At 73.6% G+C, this 15,238-nt stretch carries 13 protein-coding genes and 3 pseudogenes; 9 read left to right on the top strand and 7 right to left on the bottom strand.

Features of this window, described 5'->3' with window-relative positions; all coding sequences use genetic code 11:
• The first annotated feature begins 4 nt into the window (after positions 1–4).
• From EV376_RS16710 to EV376_RS16700, 3 genes and pseudogenes are all read left to right on the top strand, one after another.
• Positions 5–1,594: an LLM class flavin-dependent oxidoreductase gene (locus EV376_RS16710; RefSeq protein ID WP_130324323.1), complete on the top strand. Its 1,590-nt coding sequence runs from the start codon at positions 5–7 to the stop codon at positions 1,592–1,594.
• Positions 1,595–1,622: 28 nt separating this feature from the next.
• Positions 1,623–2,135: pseudogene (locus tag EV376_RS16705) on the top strand (FUSC family protein); the annotation flags it as partial.
• A 367-nt stretch (positions 2,136–2,502) separates the two neighbouring features.
• Positions 2,503–2,823 carry a hypothetical protein gene (locus EV376_RS16700; RefSeq protein ID WP_130324321.1) on the top strand — a complete coding sequence of 107 codons (321 nt, stop codon included), beginning with the start codon at positions 2,503–2,505 and terminating at the stop codon, positions 2,821–2,823.
• A gap of 65 nt (positions 2,824–2,888) precedes the next feature.
• Here the strand turns inward: EV376_RS16700 and EV376_RS16695 are convergent, their stop codons facing one another.
• Genes EV376_RS16695 through EV376_RS16685 form a run of 3 tightly spaced genes read right to left on the bottom strand, consistent with a single transcriptional unit; the run spans position 2,889 to position 5,991 of the window.
• Positions 2,889–3,692, bottom strand: a complete 804-nt coding sequence (locus EV376_RS16695; protein ID WP_130324319.1) for a sugar phosphate isomerase/epimerase family protein — start codon at positions 3,690–3,692, stop codon at positions 2,889–2,891.
• Positions 3,689–4,840 (bottom strand): dihydrodipicolinate synthase family protein, encoded by a 1,152-nt coding sequence (locus tag EV376_RS16690; protein WP_130324317.1) that lies wholly within the window; start codon positions 4,838–4,840, stop codon positions 3,689–3,691. The genes EV376_RS16695 and EV376_RS16690 overlap by 4 nt, the downstream gene beginning before the upstream one ends.
• Complete coding sequence (locus tag EV376_RS16685; protein ID WP_130324315.1) at positions 4,837–5,991, bottom strand: Gfo/Idh/MocA family protein; 1,155 nt, start codon at positions 5,989–5,991, stop codon at positions 4,837–4,839. Before EV376_RS16685 ends, EV376_RS16690 begins: the two co-directional genes overlap by 4 nt.
• Positions 5,992–6,174: 183 nt before the next feature.
• Between EV376_RS16685 and EV376_RS16680 the strand changes: the two genes are divergently transcribed.
• A complete protein-coding gene (locus tag EV376_RS16680; protein WP_130324313.1) occupies positions 6,175–7,272 on the top strand; it encodes a LacI family DNA-binding transcriptional regulator in 1,098 nt (365 codons plus the stop codon).
• A 9-nt stretch (positions 7,273–7,281) separates the two neighbouring features.
• On the opposite strand, the gene EV376_RS16675 is transcribed toward EV376_RS16680, so the two are convergent.
• Positions 7,282–8,349 carry a MerR family transcriptional regulator gene (locus EV376_RS16675; protein WP_130324311.1) on the bottom strand — a complete coding sequence of 356 codons (1,068 nt, stop codon included), beginning with the start codon at positions 8,347–8,349 and terminating at the stop codon, positions 7,282–7,284.
• Positions 8,350–8,446: 97 nt separating this feature from the next.
• Between EV376_RS16675 and EV376_RS16670 the strand changes: the two are divergent.
• Positions 8,447–9,601: pseudogene (locus EV376_RS16670) on the top strand (extracellular catalytic domain type 1 short-chain-length polyhydroxyalkanoate depolymerase); the annotation flags it as partial.
• 89 nt (positions 9,602–9,690) lie between these two features.
• On the opposite strand, the gene EV376_RS16665 reads toward EV376_RS16670, so the two are convergent.
• On the bottom strand, positions 9,691–10,410 hold the full coding sequence (locus tag EV376_RS16665; protein ID WP_130324307.1) for an alpha/beta fold hydrolase: 720 nt from the start codon (positions 10,408–10,410) through the stop codon (positions 9,691–9,693).
• Between the two features lie 152 nt (positions 10,411–10,562).
• On the opposite strand from EV376_RS16665, the gene EV376_RS16660 reads away from it, so the two are divergent.
• Positions 10,563–11,018 (top strand): hypothetical protein, encoded by a 456-nt coding sequence (locus EV376_RS16660; RefSeq protein ID WP_130324305.1) that lies wholly within the window; start codon positions 10,563–10,565, stop codon positions 11,016–11,018.
• Between the two features lie 201 nt (positions 11,019–11,219).
• Complete coding sequence (locus tag EV376_RS16655) at positions 11,220–11,420, top strand: hypothetical protein (RefSeq protein ID WP_130324303.1); 201 nt, start codon at positions 11,220–11,222, stop codon at positions 11,418–11,420.
• A 1,272-nt stretch (positions 11,421–12,692) separates the two neighbouring features.
• Here the strand turns inward: EV376_RS16655 and EV376_RS16640 are convergent.
• A complete protein-coding gene (locus EV376_RS16640) occupies positions 12,693–13,427 on the bottom strand; it encodes a TioE family transcriptional regulator (protein WP_130324297.1) in 735 nt (244 codons plus the stop codon).
• 157 nt (positions 13,428–13,584) lie between these two features.
• Positions 13,585–13,839, bottom strand: coding sequence for a hypothetical protein (locus tag EV376_RS16635; RefSeq protein WP_130324295.1), 255 nt, complete (start codon positions 13,837–13,839; stop codon positions 13,585–13,587).
• A gap of 228 nt (positions 13,840–14,067) precedes the next feature.
• On the opposite strand from EV376_RS16635, the pseudogene EV376_RS16630 reads away from it, so the two are divergent.
• Both EV376_RS16630 and EV376_RS16625 read left to right on the top strand, forming a co-directional pair.
• Positions 14,068–14,601: pseudogene (locus EV376_RS16630) on the top strand (PadR family transcriptional regulator).
• Positions 14,585–15,229 (top strand): GyrI-like domain-containing protein, encoded by a 645-nt coding sequence (locus tag EV376_RS16625; RefSeq protein ID WP_130324293.1) that lies wholly within the window; start codon positions 14,585–14,587, stop codon positions 15,227–15,229. The pseudogene EV376_RS16630 and the gene EV376_RS16625 overlap by 17 nt, the downstream one beginning before the upstream one ends.
• Positions 15,230–15,238 lie beyond the last annotated feature (9 nt).

The following is a 15,238-nucleotide window of genomic DNA, read 5'->3' as shown; positions in this document are numbered from 1 at the left end:
GGGGATGAGCGACTACGGGCACCCGTTGACATTCGGGGCGTTCCTCACGCCCGCCAACGCCGCCCCCGACCGGGTCGTGGCGCTCGCCGCGCTGGCCGAGCAGGTCGGGCTGGACCTGGTGACGTTCCAGGACCACCCGTACCAGCCGGCGTTCCTGGACACCTGGACGCTGATGAGCTTCGTCGCGGCCCGCACCAGCACCGTCCGGCTGGCCGCCAACGTCACCAACCTGCCGCTGCGGCCGCCGGCCGTGCTCGCCCGCAGCGTGGCGAGCCTCGACCTGCTCAGTGGCGGCCGGATCGAGCTGGGTCTGGGCGCCGGCGCGTTCTGGGACGCCATCGAGGCGATGGGCGGCCGGCGGCTCACCCCCGGCCAGGCCGTGCAGGCGCTGGAGGAGGCGATCGAGATCATCCGGCAGCTCTGGGCCGCCGACGAGCGCGGCGGTGTCCGGGTCGCCGGCGAGTTCCACCGGGTGGTGGGCGCCAAGCGTGGTCCCGCGCCGGCCCACGACGTCGGGATCTGGCTCGGCGCGTACAAGCCGCGGATGCTCGCCCTGACCGGGCGGCGCGCCGACGGCTGGCTGCCCAGCCTGGCGTACCTGAAGCCGGGCGACCTGGCCCGGGGCAACGCCATCATCGACGAGGCCGCGCGGGAGGCGGGCCGCGCACCGGCCGACATCCGGCGGCTGCTCAACGTCAACGGCCAGTTCACCGACGCCGCCCGCGGCCCCCTCAACGGGCCGGCCGAGCAGTGGGCCGAGGAACTGGCCGACCTCGCTCTCACCGAGGGCGTGAGCACGTTCATCCTCGGCAGTGACCGCCCCAACGACCTGCGCCGCTTCGCCGAGGAGGTGGCGCCGGCCGTCCGCGAGCTGGTGGCCGCCGAGCGGAAGGCGGAGGCGGCGAGCGGGACCACCACGGCGACGCGAGCCGCGGAGCGGCCCGGCGACACACCACCACAGGGGGCCGGTGCCCGGGCCACGGCGGCCGGGCGGAGTTCGTTCACCGTCGTGCCGACGCCCGACGACGGCGTCCGCCGCGGCGAGGTCCAGGTCTGGGACGAGTCCGCGCGCCCCACCGGCCCCGCACCGGATCCCGAGCGCACCTACACCGCGCACGACCTGGCCACCGCCCAGCACCTCGTCGAGGTCCACGACGGGCTGCGCGGCGAGCTGGCGCAGATCTACGACCTCATCGAGCAGGTGGCCGCCGGCACGATCGACGCGGGTCGGGCCCGGTCCCACATCAACACGATGACGATGCGGCAGAACAAGTGGACCCTCGGCACGTACTGCGAGTCGTACTGCCGGATCGTCACCACCCACCACACGCTCGAGGACCGGGGGCTCTTCCCCCACCTGCGGGCCGGCGACGACCGGCTCGCCCCGGTGATCGACCGGCTCGAGCAGGAGCACCACCTCATCCACGACGTGCTGGAGCGCCTCGACCGCGCCCTGGTCGCGTTCGTGTCGGTGCCCGACGGCATGGCCGAGCTGCGCGCCGCGGTCGACCTGCTCAGCGACACGCTGCTGTCCCACCTCGCCTACGAGGAGCGCGAGCTGGTCGAGCCGATCGCCCGCCTCGGCCTGTCCTGAGCTCCCTGGAGGGCGGCGTAGGGAATGAGTGCAGCCCGCCGGGGTAGTAGGCGGCGTGACAGCGGCGGGCGGACTGGGCGGCCGGGTACGTGGCGCGGGCGACTCACTGGTGAGCGCCGTGGCCCGGGTGACCGGCGGCCTGAGCCGCCGGGTCGGCTGGGGTGACCGGCGCCGGACACTCGAGCTGTACGCGATCCTCGCCGCGCAGGCCGGCGTGGCCGCCGCGCTGGCCTGGACGGTGGCGCACGAGATCCTGCACCACGACCAGCCGATCTTCGCGCCGACCGCCGCCGTCGGCACCATCGCCGCCGCCATCGGGCGCCGCACCCGCCGCACGGTCGAGCTGCTGCTCGGGGTGCTGGCCGGGATCGTGGTCGGCGACGCCCTGATCGCGTTCATGGGCACCGGCCCCTGGCAGACCGGTGTCGTGGTGACCGCGGCCATCCTGCTCGGCCTCACCCTGAGCCGGGGCGGGCAGGTGGTGAGCCAGGCCGGCGGCACGGCGGTGCTCATCGCCGCGGCCACCCCCGCGCAGCGCAGCGGCCTGGAGACGCCCCGGATCATCGACGCCATCGTCGGCGGGGTGGCCGCCATCGTGGTCGTGGCCGTGCTGCCGGCCAACCCGCTGCGGATCATCCAGCGGGCCGCCCGTCCGCTCTTCGCGGACCTGATCCAACAGCTCCAGACCACGGCGGAGGCGATGTCCGCCGGCGACGCCGACGGGTTGAACCAGGCACGCGACGGGCTGCGTGACGTGGAGTCCCAGCTCACCCTGCTCAACGACGCCCTCTCCGGCGCCGAGGAGGCGGTGGCCGTCTCGCCGATTCGCTGGCACAGCCGGGCGGAGTTCGAGCATTACCGGCGGGGGGGCGCGGTACCTGGCCAGGATCATCCACAGCAGTCAGGAGATGGTGCGGCGGGCCGCCACCGCCGTGCGCGACGGCGAACCGATGCCGCCCGGACTGCCGGCCGCGGTGCACTCCTTCAGCGACGCCCTCGCCCAGGTGCAGATCGAGGCGGAGTCCAACGTCCGCACGAACCGGTCCGAGCAGCTGGGGCGCAAGGTGGTCAGTCGGGCCGCCGAGGCGTACGCCGAGGGGGTGGGATTCTCCGGCGGCGTGGTGGTGGCCCAGCTCCGGTCCATGGCCACGGACCTGCTCACCAGCCTCGGTTACGACGAGCGGGAGGCCAACGCCACGGTTCGCGAGGTCTTCGAGCAGGCTTGCTGAGCGCGCCGTGCCGGCCGCCCGGACCGCCTGGCCCGAGGTGGGCCGGCAGCCGGGCGGCACACCGCTCAGGCCACGTGCCGGAGGTAGCCGGCGACGGCCTCGTCGAGCACCTCGCGGCCGGGCCGGGCCCAGACCTCCTCCGCGAAGACCTCCACCTCCACCGGGCCGGTGTACCCGGCGGCGTCCACGGCCTCGCGGAACCGGCGCAGCTCGACGCAGCCGGCCCCGGGCAGCCCGCGGCCGAGCAGGACGCCGGCCGGCAGCGGCGTCACCCAGTCGGCGACCTGGAAGCAGGCGATGCGCCCCTCCCGGCCGGCCCGCGCGATCTGCGCCCACACCTGGTCGTCCCACCACAGGTGGTAGGTGTCGACGACGACGCCCACCGCCTCCGCCGGGTACGGGGCGACCAGGTCCAGTGCCTGGCCGAGACTCGCCACGACGCACCGGTCGGAGCAGAACATCGGATGCAGCGGCTCGACGGCGAGCCGGACACCCGCCACGTGGGCGTACGGCACCAGCTCGCCGATCGCCTCCCGCACGCGTGCCCGGGCACCGTCGAGATCCCGGCTGCCGGCGGGCAGCCCGCCGGAGACCAGCACCAGGACCGGCGCGCCCACCGCCACCGCCTCGTCGATCGCCCGCCGGTTGTCGGCCAGCCAGTCCGGCCGGTCGAAGAAGCCGCCACGGCACAGCGAGGTGACGTTCAGGCCGGCGTCGCGCACGAGCGCCGCGGCCGCCCCTACCCCGTACGCGGCCAGGTCCTCCCGCCACAGCCCGACCCCGGAGACCCCGGCGTCGACGCAGCCCGCGACGAGCTCCGGCAGCGGCCACCGCTTGGTCGTCGCCGAGTTCAGCGCGAACCGCTTCACTGCGCCACCCCCGCCGTGGTCAGGAACGCCCGCGCCCGGTGGGCGGCCAGGTCGGCGTCGGGCAGCAGCCCGGCCGCGTCGGCGAGCCGCAGCAGCCGGCCGAGGTGCGCCGGGGACCGGCCGGACTGGAGACCGCCGACCATGGTGAAGTGGTCCTGGTGGCCGGCCAGCCAGGCCAGGAACACGATGCCGGTCTTGTAGTAGAAGGTGGGTGCGCCGAACAGGTGCCGGGCCAGCGGCAGCGTCGGCGCCAGGATCCGGTCGTACGCCGCCAGGTCGCCGCCGTCCAGCGCGCGCAGCGCGGTCGCCGCGGGCGGGGCGATCGCGGCCAGCACGCCGAGCAGCGCGTCGGAGTGACCCTCGGCGTCGCCGCCGATCAGGGCCGGGTAGTTGAAGTCGTCGCCGGTGTAGAGGCGCACCCCGGCCGGTAGGCGCCGGCGCAGCGCGACCTCGAAGTCCTCGTCGAGCAGCGACAGCTTGACGCCGTCCACCTTGGCGGTGTGCGCGTCGATCAGCGCGACCACGGTGTCCGCGGCCCGGGCCGGGTCGGCGTCGCCCCAGTAGCCGGCGAGCGCCGGGTCGAAGGCCGGACCGAGCCAGTGCAGCACCACCGGGCCGTCGGCGTCGGCCAGCAGCCGTCCGTAGACGTCGAGGTAGTCGCCGGCGGACCGGGCGGTGGCGGCCAGGTGCCGGCTGCACATGAGCACCGGCCGCGCGCCGGCGTCCTGCACGTCGGCGAGCTGCTCGGCGTACGCCTTGCGGATCTCGTCGAGGGTGGCCGGGCCGGCCGGCAGTTGGTCGGTGGCGACGCCGGCGCAGATCGCGCCGCCCTCGGCCCGGGCCGCCTGCGCCGAGCGGCGGACCAACTCCCGCGCGGCGGCGTAGTCCATGCCCATGCCGCGCTGGGCGGTGTCCATCGCCTCGGCGACGCCGAAGCCGTATGACCACAGGTGCCGGCGGAACGCCAGGGTCGCCGCCCAGTCCACGGCGGCCGGTGCGCCCGGGACGTTCTCCGCCGCGGGGTCGGCGACGACGTGCGCGGCGGCGTACGCGACCCGGCTGGTGAAGCGACCGCCGGGCGTCGCATGCTCGTCTCCGGCGCCGGAGAGGGTGAGCGGCCCGTCGGGCAGGTTGACCGTCCGGCTCACGACCGCAGCTCCGGTACCTCGACGCGGCGGCCCTCGCGCGCCGACCGCAGGCCCAGCTCGGCCAGTTGCACGCCCCGCGCGCCGGCCCACAGGTCCCAGGTGTACGGGGCGTCCTCGGCGACGTGCCGCAGGAACATCTCCCACTGGACCTTGAAGCCGTTGTCGAACACCTCGTTGTCCGGCACCTCCTGCCACTGCGACCGGAAGTCCTCGGTGGACGGCAGGTCCGGGTTCCACACCGGCTTCGGGGTGGCCGCCCGGTGCTGCACCCGGCAGCGGCGCAGTCCGGCGACCGCGCTGCCCTCGGTGCCGTCGACCTGGAACTCGACCAGCTCGTCCCGGTTCACCCGGACCGCCCAGGAGGAGTTGACCTGGGCGACGACGCCGCCGTCCAGCTCGAAGATCGCGTACGCGGCGTCGTCGGCGGTCGCGTCGTAGGGCTGGCCGTCCTCGGCCCACCGGCGCGGGATGTGCGTGGTGACGTGCGCGGTGACCGCGCGGACCGGCGCGAAGATCTGCTCCAGCACGTAGTGCCAGTGCGGGAACATGTCGACCACGATGCCGCCGCCGTCGGCGGCCCGGTAGTTCCAGCTCGGGCGCTGCGCCTGCTGCCAGTCGCCCTCGAAGACCCAGTAGCCGAACTCGCCGCGCACCGACAGGATCCGGCCGAAGAACCCGCTCCGCACCAGCCGGTCGAGCTTGCGCAGGCCGGGCAGGAGCAGCTTGTCCTGCACGACGCCGTGCCGGACGCCGGCCGCGTCGGCGGCGCGGGCGAGCTCGACCGCGCCGTGCAGGGTGGTGGCGACCGGCTTCTCGGTGTAGACGTGCTTGCCGGTCGCGATGGCGAGCCCGATCGCCTTCTCCCGCTCGCTGGTGACCTGGGCGTCGAAGTAGATCGAGACGTCCGGTCGCGCCAGCGCGGCGTCCAGGTCGGTCGTCCAGTCGGCCAGACCGTGCCGGGCCGCCACGTCGCGCAGCTTGGCCTCGTTCCGCCCGACCAGGATCAGCTCCGGCCAGAGCCGGCTGCCGTCGCGCAGCGGTACGCCGCCCTGTTCCCGGATCGCCAGCAGCGACCGGACCAGGTGCTGCCGGTAGCCCATCCGCCCGGTCACGCCGTTCATCACGATGCCGATCGGGACACGTGCCGTCATCGTCCCACCCTCCTCCGGGGTCGTCGCCGGCCTCAGGACGCACGCCACAGCGGGATCGTCAGCCCGGGACGCTTGCTTTCTCGGGGTTGCGTAAGCGCTTACGAAAGCGCTTACGCAGACTAGGCTGTGCCGAGTCCACTGGCAACAGTCAGCGGACGGAGTCGTGTTCCGGGGGAGTTGCCGATGCCCAGACCTGGCCCGAGGCTGCGTCTCATCGACGTCGCGGAGCGCGCCGGTGTCTCGCTGGCGACCGCGTCCCGCGCCCTCGCCCGGCGGGACGGGGTCAGCGAGCAGGTGGCCGGGCGCGTCCGGCAGGTCGCGCAGGAGCTGGGCTACGTCGCCAACCCGTACGCCCGCACCCTCGCCGGCGGGGCCAGCTCGACCGTGGGGCTGGTCGTGCACCAGATCGACGACCCGTACTTCTCGGAGATCGCCGGCGGCGTCATCGAGGTCGCCGCCGAGGAGGGGCTGCTGGTGCAGATCTGCCACTCCGGCCGCGACCCGGACGCGGAGCTGCGGCAGCTGCGCCACCTCATCGCGCAGCGGGTCGGGATCATCCTCGTCGCCGGGTCGGGCTACGACGACGCCCGGATCGAGGCCGCGGCGCGCGCCGAGCTGGCGGAGTTCCAGCGGCAGGGCGGCCGGGTCGCCGTCATCGGCCGGCACGCGCTCGGTGTGGACGCGGTCCTGCCCGACAACGAGGCCGGCGGCCGGGCCCTCGCCGAGCACCTGCTGGACCTCGGCCACCGGCGCATCGCGGTCGCCGCCGGGACGACCGGCCTCACCACCGTGGCGGACCGGCTCGCCGGTGTGTCGGCGGCCCTGCGCCGGCGCGGCCGCGCCCTCGACGACCTCGCCGTGGTCCACTGCGACTTCACCCGAGACGGCGGCCGGGTCGCCGCCGAACTGATCCTGCGCGACCACCCCCGGACCACCGCGATCATCGCCCTCAACGACGCGATGGCCATCGGCGTGCTGTCGACCCTGCGGGCGCACCGCATCCCCGTGCCCGAGCGGATGTCGGTCGTCGGGTTCGACGACGTCTCCGTCGCCGCCGACCTCGCCCCCAGCCTCACCACGATCCGGCTGCCGATGACCGACATGGGCCGGATGGCGCTGTCGCTCGCGCTGAAGCCGAGGTCGACCCGCCCGCGGCGCCGGTCGACCGGGCATCTGCTGGTCGTCCGCGACTCGACCGGACCCGCCCCGGCGACGCTGCCGTCCGCCCAGCCCGACGCCCACCCCCCACGCCCCGGCCCCGTCCCCACCCCCACGCCATGACCCCCCGCGTCAGGAGGTCACGTCGGCAACGACGCAGGCGATGTTGTCCGGTGCGCCCTTCTCGTACGCCAGCGCCGTCAACCGGTCCACGACCTGCTCCGGGTCGCCGGCCAGGGCGAGGGTGCCGGCCAGCTCGGCCCGGTCGAGCACCGCGGACAGGCCATCCGAGCACAGCAGGTAGCGATCCCCCTCGACCGCCGTGCGCAGGGCCAGGTCGGCCTCCACCGGGCCGGCGCCGGCACCGAGCGCACGCGCCAGCAGGGCGCGTTGGGGATGGGCGGCGGCCTCGTCGGCGCTGAGCCGGCCCTGGTCGACCAGCGACTGCACGTACGTGTGGTCGCGGGTCAGCTGGGTCAGCTCGCCGCCCCGCAGCAGGTAAGCCCGGGTGTCGCCGACGTGCACCAGCGCGAGCCGGTCGCCGGAGCGCAGCAGCGCCGTGAGCGTGGTGACCGGCCGCTGGTCGTCGGTCGCCGACCGGCGGACGCCCCGGTCGGCGTCGGCGATCGCGTCGGCCAGCATGGTGAGCAGCTGCGGGTCCGTCGCGCCGGCCGGTTCCAGCGCCGCGAGCGCGTCGACGGCCGCGGTGCTCGCCGCGGCGCCACCCGGTCCCCGGGTCCCGTCGGCGACGGCCAGCAACCGGTCGCTGGCGTACGCGACGTCCTCGTTGCTGTCCCGGACGGCGCCGGCCGCGCAGCGGGCGGCGTAGCGGAGCGCGAGTGCGTGGTTCGGGTCGGCCATGGTCGTGTCCCTTCCGGCGAGCAGGTCCACGAGGTGGGTGGCGACGCGGCTGCGGGCCGCCGTGTCGGCGGTGACGTCCCGCCACCAGGCGTCGATCGCCTCGGCTGCCGCCCCCGGATCGAGGTCGCACACCCGGCGGATCTCCGCCAACGGCATGCCGATCCGGCGCAACGTGGCGATCAGCCGCGCCCGGTCGAGCTGGTCCGGCGCGTAGTAGCGGTAACCGGACTCCGCGTCGACCGCGGCCGGCGGCAGCAGCCCGATGTCGTCGTACAGGCGCAGCGCCTTCGCGGTCAGGCCGGCAGCCCGGGCGAACGACCCGATGGTCAGCAGCTCCACGTCGACATCCTCCTCGTGCCGGCCACCGCGGCCGGCACGACCCAGGCTGGGCCTTCCCCGAAGGGCAAGGTCAAGGCCGGCCGCCGCCCGGGCGGCGCCGGACCGGGTCGCGCCCCGGCCAGGGCTCCTCGTGGCGGTGCACTACTGCACCGGCACCGGCCCCGCGTTCCACTCCGGCACCCAGTTCGCGTCCCTCGCCGACCGGTACGGCTACCTCGTCATCTACCCGTCGGTGACGCGCAGCAGCCAGTGCTTCGACGTCTCCTCACCCCAGGCCCTGCGCCGGGACGGCGGCAGCGACCCGGTCGGGATCATGTCGATGGTCAACCACGTGCGACAGCGCTACGACGTCGACCCCGCGAAGATCTTCGCGACCGGCGTGTCGTCCGGGGCGATGATGACCAACGTCCTGCTCGGGCTCTACCCCGACGTGTTCAGCGCCGGTGCGGCCTTCGCGGGCGTGCCGTTCGGCTGCTTCGCCACCACCAACGGCTCCGAGTGGAACAGCGAGTGCGCCAACGGCCAGCTCACGCGCACCCCACAGGCCTGGGGTGACCTGGTGCGCAACGCGTACCCCGGGTACGCCGGTCCACGACCGCGCATGCAGCTCTGGCACGGCACCAACGACGAGATCCTGCGCTACCCGAACTTCACCGAGGAGATCAAGCAGTGGACCAACCTGCACGGTCTCTCCCAGACACCGACGTACACCGACAGCCCGCAGGCCGGCTACACCCGCACCCGCTACGGCGGCAGCGGCGGGACGGCCCCGGTCGAGGCGATCAGCATGCAGGGCGTCTCGCACAACCTGCCGGCCGACGCCGCCCAGGCGATCCGCTTCTTCGGCCTGGACTCCGGCACCCCGCCGACCTCGCCACCGCCCACCACCCCGCCGCCCACCACGCCGCCGCCGACCACTCCCCCGCCGGTCCCCGGCGGCTGCCGGGTGGCCTACGTGGTCAACGCCTGGAACACCGGCCTGACCGCGTCGCTGACGATCACCAACACCGGCACCGCGACGGTCAACGGCTGGGCTCTGGCGTTCACCCTGCCGGCCGGGCAGAGCATCACCAACGGCTGGAACGCCTCGTACGCGCCGTCCAGCGGAGCGGTCACCGCCCGCAACGTCTCCTACAACGGGGTCCTCGCACCCGGTGCCTCGACGACCATCGGCTTCCAGGCCGTCCACACCGGCAACACCGGTAAGCCGGCCTCGTTCACCCTGAACGGCTCGCCCTGCACGACCGCCTGACCCCTTCGCGTCGCGCCGGCCGCCACGGGCACCCACCGCCCTGACGGCCGGCGCGGCCGGGCCGGGACGCCGGACCGGCCGGCAGCCGGTCAGCCGCCGGTGCCGCGGACAGCCTCGATGATCGTCTCGGCGACCTCGGCGGGCTGGGACACGGCCATCGCGTGCGAGGCGCCGACGATCTCCCGGACGCCCCGCGGGCCGGCCCGCTCGGCCATGAACCGGTGCGCGGCCACCGGAATGTTCATGTCGGCGTCGCCGAAGACGAACCACGTGGGCAGCGACCGCCACGCCGGCCGCGAGGCGGTCAACGGGTCGCCGAGCGCCTGTTCGGTGGCCGGCCGCTGGGTACGGGCCATCAGCGCCGCGACGTCCTCGGGTACGTCCGCGGCGAACTGCTTGTGGTACGCGTCCTGCCCGATCGCCACCTCGTTCCCCCCGCTGGACACCGGGTACGTCACCAGCGTGCCCGGCAGCGTGCTGCCCGGGAACTGCCCGGACAGCGCCAGCGCGGACTCCCCCGTGTCCGGGGCGAACGCGTTGACGTAGACGAGGGCCCGCACCGACGGATCGTCCGTGGCGGCCTCGGTGACCACCATGCCGCCGTACGAGTGACCCACGAGGACGACCGGCCCGCCCACCCAGGCCATCACGTCCCGCAGGTAGGCGGCGTCGTTCGACAGGCCGCGCAGCGGGTTCGCGACGGCCACCACGGAGTACGCGGGGCCCAGCCGCTCGATCACGCCGTTCCAGCTCGCCGACTCGGCGAACGCACCGTGAACGAGGACGACCGTGGGCTGCTGGTCTGACATCGATCGCTCCTTCACGACGGGGGCGGCACCCGGTCCACCTCTGAGCCGGCGCGGCTGAATACCCGCCCGGCGGCGACGAAACCGTCCGCGGCCCCCGCACCGCATACTGGCCGGCGAACCGTTCACCGGTCCCGGAGAAGAGGCCACCCGCGATGCCGTTCCCGTACCGCCCCGCGCTCCTGCTTCCGTCCCTCCTGCTGGTCCTGGCCACACCGGTCGCCGCCTGGTGGCTGGTCGGTGATCTCACCAACGACGAGGCGCGGCGGCTCGCTGCCGAGGGAGTGGCCCTGGACTACGTGGTCCGCCCGGTGAGTTTCGGCGCGTTCGGAGATCGGATCGTCGGCGTCGCCGCCTGCGTCGTCGCCGTGGCCGCGCTCGGCGTGCTGGTGCGCGCCACCGCCGTACGCCGTCTGGATCCCCGCTGGTGGGCGGTGCTGCTGCCCCTCGTCGCGGCCGGCGCGCTGGTCGGCTTCGCCGGGCGGGTGCTGACGGCCGGCGCGATCGGCGCCAACATCGGCGCGGGCCTGATCGTGCTGGCCGGCGGCCCGGTGCTGGTGGTCCTGCTGGCCGTCGCGGCGGTCGTCGGGTGGCGGCTCCGCCCCCGGTGAGCGCTCCGCGCCCCCGGCGGCCGGCGGCTCCCGGTCCACGTCGTACGCCAGCGTAGGCCGAGCTGCTCGCCGGTCACGCTCGTCGCGGACACGAAATCCGAGGTCAGCTCGGAAGTCCGGCCCGTTTCCGCAGATCGCGGAGAGCTACTGCTCGGCGGCCGCGGGAGGCGCCTATGCTCCGGGCAGCCGTAGGGGGCCACCATGCTCAAGACCGACGAGCCGAGCCGGAACTTCCGTCGATTCCCCGCCGATGCGCAACGCACGGCCGACACGGCACTCGCCGAGCGCGCCGAACGCCTCCGGGCGCTCCGCGTCGAGCGCGCCCGCAAGGCCGCCCAGGTGGCGGCCGGCGCCGCCGACCGGCTCCGAGGTTGCTGGGGGACGACAACCGGGCGGATCTGACCGCACTGATGCGCCAGGAGCGGCTGACGCTAAGCGACCTGCTCCAGCCACCGCGCGGGGTGGAGTCGACCTTCGACGACCTGAACGAGGCCCGCAAGCAACGGGCCGACGCCTTCCTGCGCGACCGGAAGGTACGGCGTGACGAACTCCTGGAGATCGGGGAGGACTACCACGACGCGATGGCCGAGCTCCTCACCCCGACGGACCGGCACGTCACACCGGGTTTCCACGTCGCCGGCAACCTCGACCGGTGGCTGCGGCTGTCGCCGCTGCACCGGCACCCGCTCCCGTGGGGCGTCGTCATACCGGACGACGACCCCGGCCCGCACCGGTGGGAGGTCCACCGTCCGCCGTTCTTCGGGTTCAACTTCGGCTTCGTCCCGGTGCGCAACGACAACTTCACCGTCGACCGGATCCACACGCTGAATCCCTCGCTCGGTGACGTCGGCATCACCGTCACGATGGACAACGGCGACGCCGGCGACTTCGACTACGCCTCGGGCGACGGGTTCAGCGCGATCGCCTTCTCCTTCGTGCCGCCGATCACGGGCCTGGTCGAGGTCCTCATCGACGCCCAGCCCACCATCGCCGAGCACCGGTTGGAGACCGAGGACGAGTGGGGATGGTCGAACTCGAAGACGAGCCAGGCCAACTCGCTGATGCTCGACGTCCTGCACCCCGACGTCGCCGAGCCGTCGTACGCCGTGATGTCGTCCTTCGTCAAGGACGAGGACGACGACGCCAGCGACCACGCCGAGTACCTGACCCGCGGCGCCCACTACTTCGCGCACCTGTTCAGCGCGGGACCGGTGCCGGCGGGGGAGCCGGTGATCGTCTGCGCGGGAACGCGGTCGTTCGACAAGAGCGGCCATCCACAGCCGGTCCGACTTCCGCTGGTTCATCAGCTCGGTGGAGGTCCGCATCTCGCCGTGAACGACGGTCGGCGGGCAGGGGCGGACCCCGACGCGGACCAGGTGCCGTCGATCGACACCGCGGATCCGGCGCTCGTCGCGTCCGGGTGGCCGCTACTCCTCGGGGATTCCCGGCCCGACCTCGCCCCGCGCGAGGTGCTCGGCGTTGCGGTCGGCCTCGCTGTCGGCGTGACCGGCCGCGACGGCCGGGTCCGTGGTCCGGCGCCCTTCCGCGTCCTGGTACTCCGCGCCCCGCTCGAGCGCCATGTCGTCCTGCCGCCTCTGCTCAGGTGTGGTCACCGGGTCGAACTACCCTGGGCGCACCGCGCTGAAACTACGCACCAGCGCCGCGACCCGGGCATCACGGTGGGCCGGTCGGTGGTGCGGACGCTCGGCAGTCGAGGTAGGCGTCGAGTGCGGCGGCCCCGGCGAGCATGGCGCGACTTCGGGCCGACAGGCGGGCATGCCAGTCGCGCAGCATCGACCCGAGCGGCGCGACACCGCCGGCGGAACGGACCTGCGCGATCAGCGGGGCGATCTGTTCGAGCAGGTAGCCTCCCCGCCTGAGCTGGTGGGCCAGCAGCGCGTCGCGTACGTCGGCCGCGCTGTAGACCCGGTAGCCCGTCTGCGGGTCGCGGCGCGGCTGGACCAGGCCAGCGCGCTCCCACTTGCGCAGGGTGGCCGGGCGGACGCCGAGCCTCCGCGCCAGGGTGCCGACGAACATGGTGCCGCGTTCGTGCGGTACGGGCTGGAGGTCGCCGACCGCCAGCTCGACCGACCGGAGCGTACGGCGGTCGTCCAGCAGCTGGGCGTGGCTTTCGTCGATGAGCCGAAGCGCTTCCTCGGTGGCGTCCCGGTTGGTCGCCTGCATGATCGCGGTGGCGGTCTGGTGGCCGTGCCCGGGCACGAGAGCGAGGAACGCACGCAGGGCTTGCGCGTGCAGTGCCGTGTAGGTGCGGTAACCGGACGGGGTGCGTGCGGCGGCCGGCAGGATGCCGGCCTCCTCGTAGTTGCGGACCGCCTGCGTGGACAGGCCGTGTGCGCGTGCCAGGTCGATTGGCCTGAATCGGTCACGGCGTTGAAGGTTTCCGCTCACCGGTCCTGCTCAGTCGTCGTGAAGTTTCCACGGTCGTTTCAACGCTGTGGTGTCCGTCGAGGACACCGTGCGAGCCAGCCCGTCCCGCGTTCGGCACCCGTCGGACCAGTACGGGCCGGGGTGGCGGCCGGGCGTCCTCGGCTGCTGGCGATGACGCTCAGCGGCGTCCTTGTCGCCCGCCGCCGCCGGTGGTACGCAGGGCGAAGATGCGACGGACCGTGACGGCCGCGCCGACGACGAAGACGCCGACGAGAAGCACGAGCAGCGTGGGCACCGGGCCGATGTCGCCGAGGAGGTCGAAACCGAGGAACGCGCCGACCGCGCCGAGGGCGAGGGCGGTGCCGCTGCCCAACAGAATGGGAAGGTCCAACTGGGACGATCGCGGCGTCTGGTTCCGCCTGGTGGAGGGCATCGACGACTCCTCGAAGCTTCTCGGCATGGCGACAGCGGTGGTCGGCAGGGCCCGACCGGTTGTCGACGGCTCAGCCTGCCACAGCGTGGATCGCGCCGGCATCGGCCCCACCGGTCTCCCGCGCCGCCGGATGCCCCTTCGTCGGATCAGGCGTAACAGCCCGCCAAGAGGTTTCCGCTGCGCTGTCCACTTCCGACGGAGGGGCTATTCCAGTGCTAGAGTGCAGCCGTGGAGCTCACTCCCGCCGAGCTGACCGTGTTGGGCCTGATCATCGAACGCCCGCAGCACGGCTACGACCTGGAGCAGGTGATCGAGCGACGCGGCATCCGGCAGTGAACCGACATCGGGTTCTCCTCGATCTACTACCTGCTCACGAAGCTGGAAGGGCGCGGCCTGCTCCACGTCCCGGAGGTTCCGGCCGCGGCGAAGGCCCGCCGCGTCTTCCACGCCACGGCCAGCGGCCGCGAGGTTGCCGCACGCACCACCCTGGCCCTCGTCGCCGAGCCACGGCCGATCCCGCATCCACTGCTGGTCGGCCTCGCCAACCTGCCTCTGCTCTCCGAGCGGCAATACGCCCAGGCGCTGCGCGCCCGACTGGCGCGGGTCGAAGCCCGGATCGCCGCAACCCGGGCGGCGCGACAGGCACAAGCTCCCCTCCCGCCGGCGGCGGGTGAGGTCTTCTCGTATTCGCTGAGCCTCCTGGAGGCGGAAAGGCAGTGGCTCGCCGCGCGAGTCCAGGTGCCCGATGACGACCAAGACTGACTTCAAGAAGACGCTCGGCGCCTACCAGGCACAGCGGGGCCGGTTCCGGGTCGTGGACGTGCCCGACCTGCAATATCTCATGATCGACGGGCACGGCGACCCGAACACCTCGCCCGCCTTCGCCGAAGCGGTCGCAGCGCTCTATCCGGTGGCCTACAGACTGAAGTTCGCCAGCAAGCGGGACCTCGATCGCGATTATGTCGTCCCGCCCCTGGAAGGCCTGTGGTGGGCCGAGGACATGTCCTCCTTCACCGCGGCCCGGGACAAGTCGCGGTGGGACTGGACGCTGATGCTCATGGTCCCGGACTGGATCGCCCCGGCCATGGTCGTCACCGCCGTCGAACAGGCCCGGGCGAAGAACCAACCGGCGCGCCTCGATGACCTCCGCCTGGAGACGCTCTCCGAGGGACGGTGCGTCCAGACGCTGCACGTCGGCCCCTTCGACGACGAGGCGGACGTGCTCGCGCAGCTGCATCACAAGGTCATTCCCGACCAGGGGTTCCGGATGGTCGGCAAGCATCACGAGATCTATCTCAGCGACTTCCGCAGGGTCGCACCCGAGAAGCAGCGCACCATCCTCCGACAGCCGGTCACCGCCGCGGCACAGGTGGAGGCGTCGGGCGGTTGAGGCCGGTTC

The organism is Micromonospora sp. CNZ295, assembly GCF_004217535.1.
The sequence above is the reverse complement of the archived record's forward strand: the minus strand, read 5'-3'. Positions and strand labels throughout refer to the sequence as shown.